Source organism: Tsuneonella dongtanensis (assembly GCF_001698205.1).
Classification (GTDB): domain Bacteria; phylum Pseudomonadota; class Alphaproteobacteria; order Sphingomonadales; family Sphingomonadaceae; genus Tsuneonella; species Tsuneonella dongtanensis.
The window spans coordinates 1,941,020-1,958,130 of sequence record NZ_CP016591.1; the positions used below are offsets into that span (position 1 = coordinate 1,941,020).

Genomic DNA, 17,111 nt, shown 5'->3' on the forward strand with positions numbered 1-17,111 from the left:
AAGGGGTCGAACTGGATGCTGGCGATTTATCTGACCGCGCTGGCCGCGGCAACCGCGGGTGCGGGCGAAATGCAGGAGGGGGTGGAGCCACGCCCCGCGCCTCCGCCGATCCGGGTAGCCCCCGCGCCGCCTCCACCGAAGCGGCCCGAGGGGCCAAACCTGCCGCCAACGCCGCGCTACGGCCTTTCGAGCACCCCGATGTACGGTGACATCCCGCGGGAATCGCGCGAGCGCGAGCGCAAAGGCACGACAGAGGTCGAGCTCGCGATTTCGAAGTGGGGGCGCGTCGCCGATTGCCGAGTCGTCGAAAGCAGCGGTGACGCCGATCTCGATGCGGCCGCGTGCACCGCCTTCGCGACGCGTGCCCAGTTCTGGCCCGCGACCGATGCGTCGGGGCAGGATACGGCAGGAATCTGGCGGCAGAAGATGGACTGGTCCTCGATGGCGCCGCCGATGGTCCGGGCTGTGCCGTCTCCGGCAACGTTCGTACCGACCGGCCGCAGCGAGACATTCCCGCGCCCGCCGGTGCAGCAGAAGTTCGGGTGGGCGCGGGTCCTCGAGGCCGACTGGCCCGAGGGCGCGCGCGACTCGAAGCGCGAGGGCACGACCAAGGTCTCATTCGAAGTCGATCCGGAAGGCAAGCCGGCGGCGTGCCAGGTAATCGATTCGAGCGGTCATCCCGATCTCGACGCCAGAAGCTGCGTGATCGTGGGCGAGCGGGGGATGTTCAAGCCCGCACTGGCGGCCGACGGCACGCCCACGCGGGGAAGGGTCACTCAGGAAGTGATCTGGAGGGTGCCCACGAAAAGCGGCGCCTCGACCGCCCGATCATCTATCCCGATCCGGAGATCGCCGATCACCTTGCCGGCGATGCTCCTGAAGCCGGGCCGGGTCGCGATGACACTCGAGACAACGGAGGGCGGCAAGGTCGAGAACTGCAAGGTCAGCGGCGAGGGACCCGCTGTGTCGATCGCCAATCCCATCGAGAAACTCTGTGAGGATGTGAAGACGCGCGGCATCCGTGCGCCACTTTCCGACAAGACCCCGCTACCCGAGACGATCGAAGTCGAAATCACCATACGAACCACGCCGAAGGGTCGATAACCGCTCCGCACACTGGACGTTCATCACACTCAGGACTATATTTCCGCGCCATGCTGCGTCGCATACTCGCCTGCCTTGCCATTCTGACCGGTCTCACGACCGTCGGCACTCCTGCGCAAGCGCGGATGATGGCGGTGATGTCGCAGTCGGTGGTCGAAGGCGCACAGTCTGCGCCGGGCAACCCGGTCACCGCATGCGACCGGCGCCAGCAGCGGCAGGAATTGCGCAGCAAGGTGGCGACCCTGCCGCCTTGCAAGCCGCCCAAGCCCGTCGTCATCGTCATTCCGACGATCCAGCTCGGACCTGATCGCGCGCTCGAATAGCGCGCCACACCTCGATCGCTTCCGTTTCGCGCCGCCCGGGCACATTCGCCCCGGCGGGCGTTATCTCATAGGTTTCCAGCCCCAGGGGCACTCCATGATCCAGAATATCGCAAAGGCCCTCTTCGGGTCGTCGAACGACCGTTACGTCAAGTCGCTCGACAAGATCGTCCGCCAGATCAATGCGCTCGAACCGCAGATCCAGGCGCTGACCGATGCAGAGCTTGTGGCGCAGACGGCCAAGTTCCGCGAGCAGCTCGAAGGCGGGAAGACCCTCGACGACATCCTGCCCGAAGCCTTCGCGACGGTGCGGGAGGCATCGGTGCGCGTTCTCGGCATGCGTCACTTCGACGTGCAGATGGTCGGCGGTATGGTGCTCCATCGCGGCGAGATCGCCGAAATGCGCACGGGCGAGGGCAAGACCCTCGTGGCCACGCTGGCGACCTATCTCAACGCGATCGAGGGCAAGGGCGTCCACGTCGTCACCGTCAACGATTACCTCGCCCGCCGCGACGCCGACTGGATGGGCCGGATCCACAAGTTCCTCGGCCTGACCGTCGGGGTGATCGTGCCCAACCTCAACGAGTTTGAGCGCCGCGAGGCCTATGGCTCGGACATCACGTACGGCACGAACAACGAGTTCGGGTTCGATTACCTGCGCGACAACATGAAGCACGATCGGGCGCAGATGGTGCAGCGCCCCTTCAACTTCGCGATCGTCGACGAGGTCGATTCGATCCTGATCGACGAAGCGCGTACCCCCCTCATCATCTCCGGTCCGACTGACGACAAGAGCGAGATGTACGTCACGATCGACGCAATCGTGAAGAACATCGACGAGAGCTTCTACGAGGCCGACGAGAAGACCAAGAACATCAGCTGGACCGAAGAGGGCGCCGAGAAGATCGAGGCCCTGCTCGCGGATACCGGGTTGCTCGTCACCGACAATCTCTACGACGTCGAGAACACGCAGGTGGTCCATCACCTCGACCAGGCGCTGCGCGCGAACAAGATGTTCAAGCGCGACATCGACTACATCGTCAAGGACGACAAGGTCGTCATCATCGACGAATTCACCGGCCGCATGATGGATGGTCGCCGCTGGTCCAACGGTCTGCACCAGGCGGTCGAGGCCAAGGAAGGCGTGAAGATCGAGCCCGAGAACCAGACGATGGCCTCGATCACCTTCCAGAACTACTTCCGCATGTATCCCAAGCTGTCCGGCATGACCGGTACCGCCGCCACCGAGGCGAGCGAGTTCTGGGACATCTACAAGATGAACGTGGTCGAGATCCCGACCAACGTGCCGGTCCAGCGGATCGACGAGGAAGACGAGTTCTACAAGAACACGAACGACAAGTTCCAGGCGATTGCCAAGGCCATCGCGGAGAAGAGCAAGATCGGCCAGCCGGTGCTGGTCGGCACCGTGTCGATCGAAAAGTCGGAACTCCTGTCGAGCTTCCTGGAGAAGGAGGGCGTCGAGCATTCGGTGCTTAACGCCCGCTTCCACGAAATGGAGGCGCACATCGTCGCGCAGGCGGGCCGTCTGGGTGCGGTCACCATCGCCACCAACATGGCCGGTCGTGGCACCGACATCCAGCTCGGCGGCAACGTCGAATTCCGCATCGAGGACGAGCTGAAGGACTTGGCCGAGGACGACCCCAAGCGCCCGCTCGAGATCGATCGCATCAAGGCCGAAGTCGCCGCCGAACGCCAGAAGGTGCTCGACGCGGGGGGCCTCTTCGTGCTCGGCACCGAGCGTCACGAAAGCCGCCGGATCGACAACCAGCTTCGCGGGCGCGCCGGGCGGCAGGGCGACCCTGGCCTGAGCCGGTTCTACCTGTGCCTGGAAGACGACCTGCTGCGCATCTTCGGACCGGACACGCTGTTCGCCCGCATGATGAACTCCAACCTCGCCGACGGCGAGGCGATCGGTTCGAAGTGGCTCTCCAAGGCCATCGAGACTGCGCAGAAGAAGGTCGAGGCGCGCAACTACGACATCCGCAAGCAGGTCGTCGAATACGACGACGTGATGAACGACCAGCGCAAGGTCATCTACGAGCAGCGCGGCGAGGTGATGGACTCAGAGGCGGTCGATGACGTCGTCGTCGACATGCGCCACGACACCGTCAACACGATCGTGGGCGAAGCGTGCCCGCCGGGATCGTATCCCGAACAGTGGGACGTGGCCGGCCTGAAGGAGCGGCTCGGCACCGTGCTCGGACTGGAGCCGCCGATCGACGACTGGCTCCAGGAAGAGGAAGTCGATCCCGAGCTTCTCGAACAGCGCATCGCCGCGATGAGCGACGAAGTGATGGAGGCGAAAATCGCCGAGGCCGATCCGGCCATGTGGAAGCGGCTCGAGAAGCAGATACTGCTCGAGCGGCTCGACCACCACTGGAAGGAACACCTCTCGACGCTCGACGCGCTGCGCCAGGTCATCTTCCTGCGTGCCTACGCCCAGAAGCAGCCGATCAACGAGTACAAGCGCGAAGCCTTCGTGCTGTTTGAACGGATGCTCGACACGCTGCGCGAAGACGTCACGAGCATCCTCATGAAGGCGCAATTCCAGTTCGCCCCGCAAACCGCGCCGCTGTCGCTGCCCGAACTGCCCGACTTCCTGACCGGTCACATCGACCCGTTGAGCGGCTTCGAGAACTCGGACGACGGGGACGATTCGCGGATGCGAGAAGCGCTGTTCGGTTCGCTGGCCGGATCGCCGATGGCGGCGGCAGGGCCGGGCGGCGTTGCCGACAACCCGTGGGCGGGCGAGGACATCAGCCGCAACGCGCCATGCCCCTGCGGCTCGGGCAACAAGTACAAGCACTGCCACGGTGCGGTGGGCGCCAAGGCGGCAGCCGCCCCTACAGAGTGACCTAGCAGGCCGGATCGGGCGCCCTGGGCTGCCGAAGCATGGCTTCGAGCGGTGGCGCGCCCGGTTCGGCTTCGATCCATTGCACGTGCTCGAACCCGCACGAGCGGTAGAAGCCGTGATTGCGCGGGTTCGAATTCTCGAGATAGGCCGGCAGGCCCGCGCGATCGCAAGCCTCTAGGACAGGCGACATGAGCCTGCGTCCAAGCCCTTTGCCCTGTGAACGTGCCCGGACGCCGATGGTGAACAGATAGGCGTGGTCGAACGCGGGATGGGCGGCCTCCATCGCGGCTACCGCGTGTTCGATGCGTCCGATCGCACCGTTGCTGGCACGAAACAGCGCGTTGAAGCGCAACTTCTGCAGCGCCAAGAAGCCGAGGCGGTCATCGCCGCCCGGGAACATCCACATCGCCGCGCCTTCATCGCCAAGGCGGTACGAGAAGCCGTTCGGGACATAGACGTGGCGCGCCAGCGGCACGAACACGCCGCGTATTCCCGCCTGCGTGCCCAGGAGCCAGCGGTTGAACGGATCGTCGCGGAACGCATCGGCGGTGATCTCGCCAACCTGCCGGGCATCGTGCCGCGAAGCCCTTGTCAGCGTCCCCCCAAGATCGATGTCGTGCGCAAGTTCCATCATGGGCTCCATTTCGCGCTAGCACGCGTCATGCGGCCTCGATAGGTCGAGCCATGACGTGGCTTGCCATCATATTTGCGCTCACCGCGCTGCTTTATGCCTCGGTGGGGTTCGGAGGCGGGTCCACCTACAGTGCGCTCCTGGCGCTCGCGGGCGTCGACTTCCGGCTGCTGCCGATCATCTCGCTACTCTGCAATATCGTGGTTGTGAGCGGCAGCTCGCTTCGTTTCGCGCGCTCCGGGCTCACTCCCTGGCGTGGAGCGATAACGCTGACGGCCATCGCCGCGCCGGCGGCATTCCTCGGGGGCCTGACCCCGGTCAAGGAAGCCACCTTCCTCGCATTGCTTGGGGCAAGCCTTGTCCTGACCGGCCTGACGCTGCTCATCCCTGCCACCGCGACCCGGGAGGGCGAACCGACGCCCATGGCGCGCTGGATGCCCTTCATCTCTGCACCCATCGGCTATCTCGCAGGCCTCGTCGGGATAGGCGGCGGGATTTTCCTCGCGCCGCTCCTCCATCTCGTGCGCTGGAACAACGCCCGGGCGATAGCGGCGACCGCGGCATTCTTTATCCTGGTCAATTCGGTGTTCGGGCTGGCCGGGCAGCTCATCAAAAACGGGCCGGGGCTGATCGGCGCGGCCGCCGCGTTCGGCCTGCCGCTGCTGATCGCCGTCGTCATCGGCGGGCAGATAGGCAGTCTGCTCGCGGTGAGATTCCTGCCGCAAAATGCGATCCGCTGGCTCACCGCGGCGCTGACCATCTGGGTCGGCGCGCGGCTCTTGCTGGGCTAGGGCTGGAAAGTGGCTCCCCGAGTTGGATTCGAACCAACGACCAAGTGATTAACAGTCACCTACTCTACCGCTGAGCTATCGGGGAGCAGCCAGTTCGGCAGGAGCGCGCCTATATGGGCGCGTTTCCGGCTTGGCAACCCTATACGGCGAATTGCTCCGCCACGATCCGTTCGTCGAGTGCGTGGCCCGGGTCGAAAAGCAGGGTCAGCTGATTTTCCCGTGCGATTTCAAGGTGCACTTCGGCAACGTCGCGGAATTCCTTCTGGTCCGCCACGGCCGAAACCGGGCGCTTTGCCGGCTCGTTGACGCGAAAGGTGATGCGGCTCCTTTCGGCCAGGACCGCACCCGACCATCGGCGCGGCCGAAAAGGGCTGATCGGCGTCAGCGCGAGCAGCTGCGAATCGAGTGGCAGGATGGGACCGTTTGCCGACAGGTTGTATGCGGTTGAGCCCGCTGGGGTCGCCACCAGCACCCCGTCGCAGACCAGTTCCTTGAGCCGCGTCTTACCGTCGAGGGTCACTTCGATCTTGGCGGTCTGGCGGGTCTCGCGCAGCAGCGATACCTCGTTGATCGCGCAGGCAATGTGTTCCGACCCGTCGTTGCCGATAGCCCTCATACGCAGCGGCGCGATGTCGAAACGACGCGCCTTGGCCAGCCGGTCGATCAGCCGCGCCGGTCCGCGGTATTTGTTCATGAGGAAGCCTACCGTGCCGCAATTGAGCCCGTAGGCAGGCACCACCCGATCCTTGTCGAGCATCCGGTGGAGCGTATGGAGCATGAACCCGTCGCCACCCAGGACGATCACGGCCCGGGCGCGGCTCAGAGGCACGAAATTGAAGGCGGACCGCAGTTCCGCTGCCGCTTCCTGCGCGCGGTCGGTCCGCGAAGCGACCAGCGCCAGCCGCTTGACGTCGATGTCCCCGGTCACGCGCGTAACTCTCCCCCGCAGGTCGGCAAGGTGCGACGCTAGTTGCCGCTGTCCCATTTGGCAACGCAGGCGACGCGGCCGAAGCGCGTGGGAACGATCACAGCTAGGGTGCGGGGATGGCAAGTTTACCAGATTCTTCAACTGCCTTCGCGCGCGATGCGCTGACGGGTCTTGCGGGTGCCGATGCGCTGCGTTCCCGATTGGATGAGTGGCGACATGATGCATCGCAGAGTGGTCGAGCCGCCCCGGTCCACGCGATGCTACTGGGCCTTGGTCGCTTCGACGCAGTGAACCTTGCCTATGGCGAAGCCGCCGGCGACGGCGCCTTGGTCGAGGTGGCTCGTCGCCTTCTGCACTTTGCGGCCGATGAACTTGCGGACGGAGAATGGATCGCCGCCCGCCTCGGTGGCGGAAAGTTCGCGCTCGTAGCGCATCAGCAACTCAACCGCGAGCGCTGGCAGTGGCTTGGCGAAGCGGTGGGAGAAGCGATCGCTGCCCCGATCGCGGCCATCGACGGTTCGGGGACCGTAAGGCTCTGGCCGCGCATCGCCATGATGCGGGTGCTACCCGGCGAGAGCCCGGCCCACATTCTCGACCGGCTTGCCGCGACGTTGGGCCGCGCGCACGACCGTCCCGATGCGCGCGTGCTGTGGGCCGAGCGGAGCCACGCGCCCGCCGGAATAAGGGCCGCCGAGCTTGAGGCTGATCTCCTCGCCGCGATCGATCGGAACGAGATCGAGATCGCGTTTCAGCCCCAGTTCTCGCTCGCTGACGGACGACTTGTCGGGGCGGAAGCGCTCGCCCGATGGCACCATCGCCGGGTCGGGTTGATTGGCGCAGGGCCACTTTTCGCGATCGCCGAGCGGGTCGATCACGTCGCCCAACTGTCGCGCCACATAGCGGAGACAGCGCTGGAGGCGGCGCGCGATTGGCCCCATGACCTACGCCTGTCGCTCAACATAACCCCGGCGGACCTCGCGAGCCGTGAGTTCGCCCGGGATTTCCTCAAGATAGTCGCTGCGACCGGTTTCGATTCTGACCGTGTGACGCTGGAAATCACCGAGCAGGTGCTGCTGTCGGACCTGGAGCGGAGCGCACCGGTTATCGAACGATTGCGCGCACGAGGAATCCGCATCGCGCTCGACGATTTCGGCGGGGGATTCTGCAACTTCCGTTACCTCAAGCTGCTGGCACTCGACGAGATCAAGCTCGACCGTTCGATGATCGAAGGGATCGAATCGGATCCGCGCGACCGCGCGGTCCTGAAATCGATCGTCGCGCTTGCCCGTGCGCTCCAACTCGATGTGGTCGCGGAAGGGATCGAAACCGAGGCACAGGCAGCGATTGCTCGCGATGAAGGCTGCGCCAAGTTCCAGGGCTACTTGGGATCGGTGCCCCTCTCGGCGTCCGCCTTCCTGGAGCGCGCCCGGTCCTGACCGTTGTTGGCAAGCTGCGCGGCGCCCGTGACGCGCGCGGGTGCTTCGGCTAGAGAATCGGGCGCTGCCATGCTGACGCGCCTCTCCATCCGTAACATCGTGCTGATCGAGGCGCTCGACCTCGACTTCCGCAGCGGTCTCGGCGTCCTGACGGGCGAGACGGGTGCGGGCAAATCGATCCTGCTCGATGCGCTGGGCCTCGTTCTCGGCAACCGGGCCGACAGCGGGTTGGTCCGCGCGGGCGAGGACCGGGCGAGCGTGACCGCGGCCTTCGAATTCGCCGGTGTGCCCGCGGCGGTTCAGGCGGTGCTCGACCAGTTCGAGATCGAGGTCGAGCCGGGCGAGCCGCTCATTCTCAAGCGCACCCTGCGCGCCGACGGCGGCAGCAAGGCGTTCGTCAACGATCAACCGGTGGGGGTCGCGCTGCTCCGCGAACTGGCTTCGTCGCTGGTCGAACTGCACGGCCAGCACGATGATCGCGGGCTCGTGAATCCGCGAGGACACCGCGCGCTGCTCGACCGCTTCGCGGGCGGCGAGGTCGATGGCGTGGCGCGGGCGTGGAGTGAGTGGCGCGCCGCGGAGGATCGGCTCGCTGCCGCCCGTGATCGGGTCGAGACGGCGCAGGCCGATCAGGACCTGCTGCTCGCTCACCTCACGGAACTGACGGCGCTCGAACCGCAAGCCGGGGAAGAGGTGCGGCTCGCCGAGACCCGTGCGTCGATGCAAAAGGGTGAGCGCCTTTCGGGCGACCTCGAGGAATTGCGGCACCTGTGGGAAGGTTCGGATTCCCCACTTGCCCATCTGCGCGTCGCAGCACGGCGGCTCGACCGGATCGCGGCCGAGCATCCGCTTCTGGCCGAAGCACTCTCGGCACTGGACCGCGCCGTGATCGAGGCTGGCGAAGCGGAGGACAAGCTGTCCGAAGCCGCCGAGGCGCTCGTCCATGACCCGCTTGCTCTGGAGCGGGCCGAAACAAGGTTGTTTGACCTGCGCGCGATCGCGCGAAAGCACCGGTGCGAGGTCGACGAATTGCCCGACAAGATGCGCGAATTCCGCCACGCGCTCGATGCCATCGAGGGCGGCGAGGCGGAACTCGATGCACTCGCCCTGGCGGCAAAGTCAGCGGGCGAAACGTACCGCGAGCGGGCGCAGGCGCTTCATCGCATTCGGCGAGAAGCGGCTGTCAGGCTCGATGCGGCGGTGGCAGGGGAACTGGCGCCGCTGAAACTCGATGCCGCGCGCTTCCTTACGGCGGTGAACGAGCTGCCCGAGGAGCGCTGGGGCCCGCACGGAATCGACGCGGCGGAGTTTCTCATCGCGACCAACCCCGGCGCCGATTTCGCGCCGCTCAACAAGATCGCCAGTGGCGGCGAGCTGTCGCGATTCATCCTCGCGCTCAAGGTCGCGCTCGCTGAAAAGGGCGGGGCGGCCACGATGATTTTCGACGAGATCGACCGCGGGGTCGGCGGGGCGGTGGCGAGTGCGATCGGCGAGCGGCTCGCGCGGCTTGCGGAAGGCGGCCAGGTGCTGGTGGTCACCCACAGCCCGCAAGTCGCCGCACGCGGGCGCACGCACTACTCGATCCACAAGACCAGCGAGGGCACCGTGACCCGCACGTCCGTCAGCCTGCTGGATGCGGCGGCGCGGCAGGAGGAGATCGCACGGATGCTGTCCGGCGCCGAGGTCACTCCCGAAGCGCGTGCCCAGGCGGACCGGTTGCTGGAGGGCGTGTGAGCGATCACGTGCTCGACCGTCCGGTATGGCATTGCCTGACCGGGCCCCAGGCTCATTTCGCGCAGCGGCGCGATGATGCCGTGCGGATCGATCCTTCGATCGGACCCTTTGCGGCGAGTGCGGCGGGCGACGCTTCCGGCTTCGATGCCTGGCGGGAGAGCGGGCCGCTGTGGCTGGTCGAGACCGATGAAATTGCTGCGCCGCCAGGGTGGCGTGTCGCCCGTTCGGCGCCCCTTTCGCAAATGGTCGCTCAAAACCCACTGGTCGAGAACGTGGGGGATGAGATCGTTGCGCTGGACGATGAGGATGCTCCCGATATGGCGCGTCTGGCGAAGGCGACCGAGCCGGGTCCCTGGGCCGGGGCCACGCATCGCTACGGCGGGTTCTACGGCGTCAGGGAAGGCGATCACCTGGTCGCGATGGCGGGCACCCGGATGCGTCCCGCGACCGGTTTCGCTGAAGTGAGCGGGGTCTGCACCGACCCTTCGGCGCGGGGACGCGGATTTGCGCGGAAGCTGATGATGCGCGTCATGAAGGACATGATCGACAGCGGGCAAACCCCGTTCCTGCACAGCTACAGCACCAATGACGGTGCGATACGGCTCTATCGTTCGCTGGGCTTCGCCGAGCGGCGGTCGATGGTCGTCACGATCCTGGAGGCGGCGTGAGATGCGAATTGCGGCGCTGGCTCTTTTCGCATCCTGCGCTGGGTGCGCGATGACCACCACTCCACCGACGCCTGCCGCAAACGGAGCGATGTGGGGCACCGACGCGCACCTTTCGCCTACGAAGCCGGATGCCGTGCTGCGGTATGCCGATCACGCGCGCGGGTTCGCCGAGTTGCGCCTTCCGCAAGGGAAGGGGCCGTTCCCGCTGGCGGTGGTATTCCACGGTGGCTGCTTCAAGACCGGCCTGGCGGATCAAGCGTACATGGCTCCGCTCGCGACGCGCTGGCAATCGCTGGGAGTGGCCACCCTCAACGTGGACTACCGCGAGGTCGGCGATGGGGGAGGGTGGCCCGGCTCGTTCTCCGACTGGCGCGCCGCCGCGAAGCTGATCGAGGATATCGCACGGTCGTACCCGATCGATCGTGACAGGGTTACGCTCGTGGGGCATTCCGCGGGCGCTCTTCCGGCGCTTTGGCTCCCGACCGCGCAGGACGTCGAAGGGCCGACTGGCGCGGTATCAGCAATCCCCGCGCGTGCCGCGATCGTGCTCGACGGGCCGGGCGACCTCGGCCGCGAGCGGGACGCGTTCGACGCGCTGTGCCAGTTTTCTTCCGTCGCGCCGTTCATGGGTCAGGCCGGCGCCGGGCGCCTTGCGGCAATCGCGCCCCGTCCCGCGGTGGCGGAAGTGCTGTTCGTGCAGGCGCGGCTGCCCACGCCGCCGCCCGAATCGCTCGAAGCGGTCCGCTCGGGTGGAGCTCGTGTCGCCGTACGCGCCAATCCCGATGCCACGCACTTCGCGATCATCACCCCGGGCGAGGCGGCCTATGCCGCGAACGAGGACGCCATGCTGGCCGTATTGAAGGGCAAATGAGCGGGATCACCGAAGCCGACGCCGCCAACGAGCTGATGCGCCTCGCCAGGGCAATCGCGCGGCACGACCGGCTTTATCACACCGAGGATTCGCCCGAGATTTCGGATGCGGCATACGATGCGCTCGTCCGGAGGAATGCGGAACTCGAGGAGCAGTTCCCCCACCTCGTCCGGCCGGATTCTCCTTCGCGCAAGGTCGGGCACGAAGTCGCCGCATCGCCGCTGTCGAAGGTGCGGCACGAAGTTCGCATGATGAGCCTCGACAACGCGTTTTCCGATGAGGAGGTCGAGGAGTTCGTCGCCCGCGTCCGGCGCTTCCTTGCCCTTGCCGACGACGCGCCGCTTGCCTTCACGGCGGAGGACAAGATCGACGGCCTGTCGTGCTCGCTTCGCTACGAGAACAGCAAGCTGGTGCGGGCCGCGACGCGCGGTGATGGCGAGGTGGGAGAGGATGTCACCGCCAATGTCGCGCATGTTGCCGACGTGCCGCAAATGCTGCGCGGAAACGTGCCCGACGTCTTCGAGGTGCGCGGCGAGATTTACATGGCGAAACAGGACTTTGCCGCGCTCAATGCTGCGCAACAGACAGCGGGCGGAAAGATTTTCGCCAACCCCCGAAATGCTGCGGCCGGTTCGCTGCGGCAGAAGGATGCGAACGTCACCGCGCAGCGGCCCTTGCGGTTCTGGGCGCACGGATGGGGCGCTGCCAGCGAGGTGCCCGAAGCCAGCCAGTTCGCCATGATGAAGCGCCTGAAAGATTGGGGATTGCCGGTCAGCCCCGATCTGCTGCTTTGCCATTCGCTCGAGGAATTGCTGCAGCATTACCGCAGCATCGGCGCGCGCCGCGGCGACCTGCCGTATGACATCGACGGAGTCGTCTACAAGGTCGACGACCTGGCCCTGCAGGCGCGGCTCGGCTTCGTCGCCAAGGCGCCGCGTTGGGCGCTCGCACACAAGTTTCCGGCGGAGCGCGCGGAGACGACACTGGAGGCGATCGACATCCAGGTCGGCCGGACCGGCAAGCTGACTCCGGTGGGGCGGCTCGCCCCGGTTCTGGTCGGCGGCGTGACCGTCACCAACGTGACGCTGCACAACCGCGACGAGATCGCGCGGCTCGGCGTACGTCCGGGCGACCGCGTCGTCGTCCAGCGCGCCGGCGACGTGATCCCGCAAGTGGTGGAGAACCTGACGCGCGACGAAGATCGACCCGCATTCGCGTTTCCCGACCATTGCCCGGTCTGCGGCAGCGAGGCGGTCGCTGAAGAGGGCGAAGTCGACGTTCGCTGCACCGGCGGCCTCATCTGCCGCGCGCAGCAGTTCGAACGCCTGCGCCATTTCGTGAGCCGCGCCGCCCTCGATATCGAAGGGCTGGGAGAGAAATCGATCGCCGAGTTCATGGAGCTTGGCTGGCTGGCGAAGGGGCCGGGCGACATCTTCCGCCTGAAGAGCCGTCGCCCGGACCTCGTCGGACGTGAGGGCTGGCAGGACAAGTCTGTGGACAATCTGTTGGCGGCGATCGAGGCGAAGCGATCGCCCGATGCGGCGCGGCTGCTGTTCGGTCTGGGGATCCGCCACGTCGGCGCGGTCACCGCCCGCGACCTCATGAAGCGGTTCGAATCCCTCCCGGCGCTCCGCGCGGCAGCGGAACGGGCGCACGCCGGCGATGCGGATGCAATTGCCGAGCTGACCTCCATCGATGGCGTAGGGCCGGTGGTCGTCGAGGCCCTCGGCGACTTCTTCCATGAGGATCACAACCAGGCCGTCTGGGACGACCTGCTCGGCCAAGTCAGCCCGCCGCCCTACATCGTCGAAACCACTGCGAGTGCGGTCAGCGGCAAGACCGTGGTGTTCACCGGCAAGCTGGAGACGATGAGCCGCGACGAAGCCAAGGCCCAGGCCGAGCGGCTCGGTGCCAAAGCAGCGGGCTCGGTCAGCCCCAAGACCGACCTCGTGGTTGCCGGCCCCGGTGCGGGCAGCAAGCTCAAGAAGGCTGCCGAACTCGGTATCGAGGTGATCGACGAAGCGGCCTGGGCTCAGATAGTCGCGGCGGCGGGCTGACGATCAGCCGCCGAGCCCCATCGCCCAGTCGTGCCCACCGCTCTCGCGGCAGAGGCGTTCGTAGGCCTCGGGGTTCTGGACGATCCACAGGAACCCTTCGATGTCCTCGGCTTCCATCTTGCGATCAAAGCGGATGCCGCACTCGCCGTCGCCATACCAGATCACGCTGCCGTAGAGCCGCAGCCGGTGAAACTGCAGCATTGCCGTTCGCCCGACGGCGATCTCCTGCTCCACGCGAATGCGCGCGCCCGTCGATGAGATGTCGTCGATCAGGCAGCGGTGTGTCCGGTGCGTCAACAACAGGCCTGCCGGGACGCCGAGCCGAAGGCGGTTGGCGCATCGCTGACCGGATCGTTGCGCGGGTAGGACACGGCGAAGCATCCTGTCATAATACCGCCGACTGTTTAAGCTTTGCTTGTTCCGCGGGGGTGAGCGACCCACTTCATCACGCCGCCCGCAAAAGGGGTCCACCATCCGGTGCGAACTCCGGCAGCGGCCAGGGTGTTGCTGGTCCATTGATTGCAGGTTCGGCCGGCATGGTACCGGCCCGGCGCGTCGTAGAACACGTCCCAATCCTCGTATCCCGGATAGACCTTGCGCTGGTCCGGTGAAGCGACCTGCGCCTCGATGACAGCGACGAGCCTTGCGTATTCCTCTTCGCGCAGGCGCAGCACCCTGGCGTCCGGACTTGGGGCCGGGCGCACGTAGTGCGCGACGTGGAGCAGGCCATCGCCGCCGGTCGCTGCGCGCAGTGCGGTCATCGGTGAGAGCTCGGCCCAGGTGGGCGTGTTGAGGAAGACCTCGCGCTCGCCCCAGCTGACCGAGACATGCGTGTACGGCCGGTTCGGCGCCCCGAGATCGCTGGCAGGAAAGTCCGATCGCCAATCCTTCTGCGATGTGACGAGCGGCATTACTATCGCGGTGTGGACACCGTTGGTTTCCACCATGATCTCGACGCCGGCCGCCGGTTCGGTCCAGGCGGAATTGCGCGGGATCGAACTGCCAATCCAACCGGTCAGTGGGACCAAGCCGATCGCCAGCGCCAGCCACGCGAGCGCACGGAGCGCCACTCTCATCGCGCGCTGCGGCGACGCAGCCACAGGATCGACCAGTCGCCTTTGACAAGCCGGGCGGCGAGACGGAAACCGGCGCGGCGATAGGCCGCACGAACCTTGGCCTCCTGCGTCTCGAGCAGGCCCGCAAGAAGCAGGTTGCCGCCCGGCGGAACAGCGGTCGCGAAGTCGGGCGCCAGTTCCACGAGCGGCCCTGCGAGGATGTTGGCGATGAGGAGATCGTAGGGCCCGCGCGCCCTGAGCAGGGCATCGTCCATGCCGTCGGCGATCACCATCGTCAGCGCGCCCGCGCGGGCTCCCAGCGGAATGCCGTTCGCGCGGGCGTTGTCTTCCACAACGCCGGTGCAGACCGGGTCTATGTCGCTCGCCGTGGCCAGCGCACGCGGCCACAGCGCCAGTGCCGCGAAGGCGAGCAGGCCGGTGCCGGTACCGATGTCCGCGAGGTTGCGCACCACGGTCCCGCGCGCCTTCATGGCGGCAAGCATCGCAAGGCAGCCCTCGGTCGTCGCGTGGTGGCCGGTGCCGAAGGCCTGGCTTGCCGGTATGACGAAATCGATGGTGCCCGGCTCGCGCACGAAGTCGGCAGTGCGGACCCGGAAGGGTCCGGCGACGATCGGCTCGAGGCCTTGCTGGCTTGCGGTGACCCAGTCCTGCGGGACGACTTTCGCCCCCGTCAGCCGGGGTGGCTCATTACCGAACAGCGCCGCCACCCGGCGCTTGTCCGCGGCGCTCGGCCTATGCGGCAGATACACCTCGACGAACCAGTCCTCGGGGCGGTCGTCGGCCATTTCCATGCCGACGAGGACCCATTCGGGCGGCCAGTCGTCGGCTTCCTCATGCGCGAGGAGCGCGGCGCGCGCCGCTTCACGCGGCACTTCGGCGCGGATGGTCCAGCTGTCAGCCACCCTTGGCCTTTTCGTCCGCGAGCCGCTTGTCGAACGCTGCAGCCTGTCGGTCCGCATAGTCCCGGCATTGGCCGACCGTCTCGAGATTGTTCGCGCGCAGGCGGTCGAGCAGCTTGCTGCCCGAAGGGTGGGGCGTGATCAGGATATCGCAGGGCAGCGCGGCAACCTTCGCGAAGCTTCTGCGAAAGGACGCAATCCACTCGGGATGATCGGTGAACCGGTAATCATCGGCCGATACCGCCGACAGGCTGTCGACATAGGCGATGCGCCGGCAGACCGGCGGTTCGTCCGGCAGGTTGCAGGCGGTCCAGGTCCAGCTCAGCGCCCCTGCAGTATGGCCGGGCGTGGCGTGGGCCTTGAGCCGGTTTTGCGTCGTGAGCGGATCGACGTTGAGGGCGATCACCTCGCCGTCGGCCACGATCCGGTCGACCGTGACCGGCGCCATGGCCGGGTGGCCCGCGTCGGCCTGCGGATCGCTGGCCGCAGTCCGCCCGGTCCGGAAGACCTCCGCAGCGGCGGCGGAAGAGACGACCTTGGCACCCGTCGCGCGGACGAGTGCCGCGTGGCCGCCGACATGGTCGAAGTGCTCGTGGCTCGCCAGGATATAGCGCACGTCCCTGGGATCGACCCCGATGGTTCGCAGGTTCGCGAGCACCACTTCGGCCCCTTTCTCGGTGCCGCTGTCGATCAGGATGTGACCCGCCGGGTCGGCGACGAGGATGGACGCGATCCCGCAGGTCCCGACGTACCACGTCCCGCCGAGCACCTGGAAAGGCGGGGCAGGCTTGTCCCAGTCGTCCCAGTCCTTGCAAGTCTCGGCGAACGCCGCAGCCCCGTTCGCAGCGGCAAGGCGGTTCGGCATCTGTGCCGTCGCCGGCCCGCTGTCGCCCGCTGGTGGCACCGGCGCGCAGCCGGCGAGGGCGGCGAGGGCGGTCACAAAGGCAACCTTAGCGGACATAGCTGGCTCCGTTGGCGTCGAGGGTGGCGCCGGTCATGCTCGGCGGCGCGTCGAGCGCGCAGAAGGCGATCATCGTCGCGATCTCCTCTGGCGTAGCGACCCGGCCGAGCGGAATGTCGCGGAGCAGGTCCGGGCCCCCGCGGCTCGCGAGGTAGTCTCCGGCCATGTCGGTGTCGGTGAACCCGGGTGCGATGGCATAGCTTAGGATGGCCTCGGCCGCGTATTGCCGCGCGATCGTCTTGTGCAGGGCGAGCATGCCGCCCTTGGCTGCTGCATAGTGCCAGTGGGCCGGCGAATCGCCGCGATGCCCGGCGCGGCTTGCCACGTGAACGATACGGCCGCCGCCTCCTGCCGCCTGCCAGTGCCGCACGGCGAAGCGGGACAGCTGCGCCGCGCTCGTCAGGTTGATCCGCAGCGTGTCTTCCCATCCATCGAGCCAGGCGATGTCCGAGCCATCGAGCGGATTGGCGGAGAACAATCCCGCGTTGTTGACCAGCACGTCGATTCGGCCGGCCGCTTCGTCGAGCGCGGCTTCCCACAGTATCTGTGGGGCTTGCGGATCGGCGAAGTCGGCGGCGATCAGGCCCGGGCCGGGCCGTGTCGCCTGGCCGATCACGCGGCAGCCGCGCGCTTCGAGCGCCAGGCGCGCCGCTGCGCCGATACCCCGCGATGCGCCGGTAAGGAGGATGGTCGTCATTCGTCCCCTTTCCTTCATCATCGGTTGCGTGTCGAGCGCTTGCACGGACCGGACAAGCCGTTA

At 66.8% G+C, this 17,111-nt stretch carries 16 protein-coding genes and 1 tRNA gene; 9 read left to right on the forward strand and 8 right to left on the reverse strand.

Annotation, left to right across the window (positions count from 1 at the left end; genetic code table 11):
* Window positions 1–15 precede the first annotated feature (15 nt).
* The 3 genes from A6F68_RS15035 (at window position 16) to secA (ending at window position 4,299) form a co-directional block, all read left to right on the forward strand.
* A complete protein-coding gene (locus A6F68_RS15035) occupies window positions 16–1,104 on the forward strand; it encodes an energy transducer TonB (RefSeq protein ID WP_198152579.1) in 1,089 nt (362 codons plus the stop codon).
* A 50-nt stretch (window positions 1,105–1,154) separates the two neighbouring features.
* Window positions 1,155–1,427, forward strand: coding sequence for a hypothetical protein (locus A6F68_RS09500; protein WP_067679125.1), 273 nt, complete (start codon window positions 1,155–1,157; stop codon window positions 1,425–1,427).
* A gap of 94 nt (window positions 1,428–1,521) precedes the next feature.
* Window positions 1,522–4,299 (forward strand): preprotein translocase subunit SecA, encoded by a 2,778-nt coding sequence (secA, locus tag A6F68_RS09505; protein ID WP_067679127.1) that lies wholly within the window; start codon window positions 1,522–1,524, stop codon window positions 4,297–4,299.
* 1 nt (window position 4,300) lies between these two features.
* Here secA and A6F68_RS09510 read toward each other — a convergent pair whose 3' ends face one another.
* Entirely contained in the window at window positions 4,301–4,933 is a 633-nt protein-coding gene (locus tag A6F68_RS09510) for a GNAT family N-acetyltransferase (protein ID WP_198152580.1), read from the reverse strand.
* Between the two features lie 50 nt (window positions 4,934–4,983).
* Here A6F68_RS09510 and A6F68_RS09515 point away from each other — a divergent pair, with 50 nt between their 5' ends.
* Window positions 4,984–5,721 (forward strand): sulfite exporter TauE/SafE family protein, encoded by a 738-nt coding sequence (locus A6F68_RS09515; protein WP_067679134.1) that lies wholly within the window; start codon window positions 4,984–4,986, stop codon window positions 5,719–5,721.
* Between the two features lie 10 nt (window positions 5,722–5,731).
* Here the strand turns inward: A6F68_RS09515 and A6F68_RS09520 are convergent.
* Both A6F68_RS09520 and A6F68_RS09525 read right to left on the reverse strand, forming a co-directional pair.
* Window positions 5,732–5,806: transfer RNA gene (locus A6F68_RS09520), tRNA-Asn, on the reverse strand.
* A 54-nt stretch (window positions 5,807–5,860) separates the two neighbouring features.
* On the reverse strand, window positions 5,861–6,637 hold the full coding sequence (locus A6F68_RS09525; RefSeq protein WP_067682401.1) for an NAD kinase: 777 nt from the start codon (window positions 6,635–6,637) through the stop codon (window positions 5,861–5,863).
* A gap of 128 nt (window positions 6,638–6,765) precedes the next feature.
* On the opposite strand from A6F68_RS09525, the gene A6F68_RS09530 reads away from it, so the two are divergent.
* The 5 genes from A6F68_RS09530 to ligA all read left to right on the forward strand — a co-directional run bounded on the left by A6F68_RS09530 (window position 6,766) and on the right by ligA (window position 13,415).
* On the forward strand, window positions 6,766–8,085 hold the full coding sequence (locus A6F68_RS09530) for a GGDEF domain-containing phosphodiesterase (protein WP_067679137.1): 1,320 nt from the start codon (window positions 6,766–6,768) through the stop codon (window positions 8,083–8,085).
* Window positions 8,086–8,154: 69 nt separating this feature from the next.
* Complete coding sequence (recN, locus tag A6F68_RS09535; RefSeq protein WP_067679140.1) at window positions 8,155–9,819, forward strand: DNA repair protein RecN; 1,665 nt, start codon at window positions 8,155–8,157, stop codon at window positions 9,817–9,819.
* The gene (locus tag A6F68_RS09540; RefSeq protein WP_067679142.1) at window positions 9,816–10,487 is read left to right on the forward strand and encodes a GNAT family N-acetyltransferase; all 672 of its coding nucleotides are present in this window, start codon (window positions 9,816–9,818) and stop codon (window positions 10,485–10,487) included. The genes recN and A6F68_RS09540 overlap by 4 nt, the downstream gene beginning before the upstream one ends.
* Window positions 10,488–10,536: 49 nt before the next feature.
* Entirely contained in the window at window positions 10,537–11,358 is an 822-nt protein-coding gene (locus A6F68_RS09545) for an alpha/beta hydrolase (protein WP_067679145.1), read from the forward strand.
* The gene (gene ligA, locus A6F68_RS09550; protein WP_067679148.1) at window positions 11,355–13,415 is read left to right on the forward strand and encodes an NAD-dependent DNA ligase LigA; all 2,061 of its coding nucleotides are present in this window, start codon (window positions 11,355–11,357) and stop codon (window positions 13,413–13,415) included. The genes A6F68_RS09545 and ligA overlap by 4 nt, the downstream gene beginning before the upstream one ends.
* Window positions 13,416–13,418: 3 nt before the next feature.
* Here the strand turns inward: ligA and A6F68_RS14725 are convergent, their stop codons facing one another.
* Genes A6F68_RS14725 through A6F68_RS09575 form a run of 5 tightly spaced genes read right to left on the reverse strand, consistent with a single transcriptional unit; the run spans window position 13,419 to window position 17,048 of the window.
* Window positions 13,419–13,931 (reverse strand): PilZ domain-containing protein, encoded by a 513-nt coding sequence (locus A6F68_RS14725; protein ID WP_084001783.1) that lies wholly within the window; start codon window positions 13,929–13,931, stop codon window positions 13,419–13,421.
* Window positions 13,820–14,491, reverse strand: coding sequence for a TIGR02117 family protein (locus A6F68_RS09560; RefSeq protein WP_067682406.1), 672 nt, complete (start codon window positions 14,489–14,491; stop codon window positions 13,820–13,822). Before A6F68_RS09560 ends, A6F68_RS14725 begins: the two co-directional genes overlap by 112 nt.
* Window positions 14,488–15,393 (reverse strand): 50S ribosomal protein L11 methyltransferase, encoded by a 906-nt coding sequence (locus A6F68_RS09565; RefSeq protein ID WP_067679154.1) that lies wholly within the window; start codon window positions 15,391–15,393, stop codon window positions 14,488–14,490. The genes A6F68_RS09560 and A6F68_RS09565 overlap by 4 nt, the downstream gene beginning before the upstream one ends.
* Complete coding sequence (gene bla / locus A6F68_RS09570) at window positions 15,386–16,330, reverse strand: subclass B3 metallo-beta-lactamase (protein WP_232308110.1); 945 nt, start codon at window positions 16,328–16,330, stop codon at window positions 15,386–15,388. Before bla ends, A6F68_RS09565 begins: the two co-directional genes overlap by 8 nt.
* Before the next feature lie 10 nt (window positions 16,331–16,340).
* Window positions 16,341–17,048, reverse strand: a complete 708-nt coding sequence (locus tag A6F68_RS09575) for an SDR family NAD(P)-dependent oxidoreductase (protein WP_067682403.1) — start codon at window positions 17,046–17,048, stop codon at window positions 16,341–16,343.
* Between the last annotated feature and the right edge of the window lie 63 nt (window positions 17,049–17,111).

Excerpts from the sequence above, each read along its gene's own strand:
- A6F68_RS09515 (WP_067679134.1), top strand. The coding sequence starts at position 4,984 with ATGACGTGGCTTGCCATCATATTTGCGCTCACCGCGCTGCTTTATGCC.
- A6F68_RS09575 (WP_067682403.1), bottom strand. The coding sequence starts at position 17,048 with ATGACGACCATCCTCCTTACCGGCGCATCGCGGGGTATCGGCGCAGCG.
- recN (WP_067679140.1), top strand. The coding sequence starts at position 8,155 with ATGCTGACGCGCCTCTCCATCCGTAACATCGTGCTGATCGAGGCGCTC.
- A6F68_RS14725 (WP_084001783.1), bottom strand. The coding sequence starts at position 13,931 with ATGGACCAGCAACACCCTGGCCGCTGCCGGAGTTCGCACCGGATGGTG.
- ligA (WP_067679148.1), top strand. The coding sequence starts at position 11,355 with ATGAGCGGGATCACCGAAGCCGACGCCGCCAACGAGCTGATGCGCCTC.
- secA (WP_067679127.1), top strand. The coding sequence starts at position 1,522 with ATGATCCAGAATATCGCAAAGGCCCTCTTCGGGTCGTCGAACGACCGT.
- A6F68_RS09510 (WP_198152580.1), bottom strand. The coding sequence starts at position 4,933 with ATGATGGAACTTGCGCACGACATCGATCTTGGGGGGACGCTGACAAGG.
- A6F68_RS09500 (WP_067679125.1), top strand. The coding sequence starts at position 1,155 with ATGCTGCGTCGCATACTCGCCTGCCTTGCCATTCTGACCGGTCTCACG.
- A6F68_RS15035 (WP_198152579.1), top strand. The coding sequence starts at position 16 with ATGCTGGCGATTTATCTGACCGCGCTGGCCGCGGCAACCGCGGGTGCG.
- A6F68_RS09560 (WP_067682406.1), bottom strand. The coding sequence starts at position 14,491 with ATGAGAGTGGCGCTCCGTGCGCTCGCGTGGCTGGCGCTGGCGATCGGC.
- A6F68_RS09530 (WP_067679137.1), top strand. The coding sequence starts at position 6,766 with ATGGCAAGTTTACCAGATTCTTCAACTGCCTTCGCGCGCGATGCGCTG.
- A6F68_RS09545 (WP_067679145.1), top strand. The coding sequence starts at position 10,537 with ATGACCACCACTCCACCGACGCCTGCCGCAAACGGAGCGATGTGGGGC.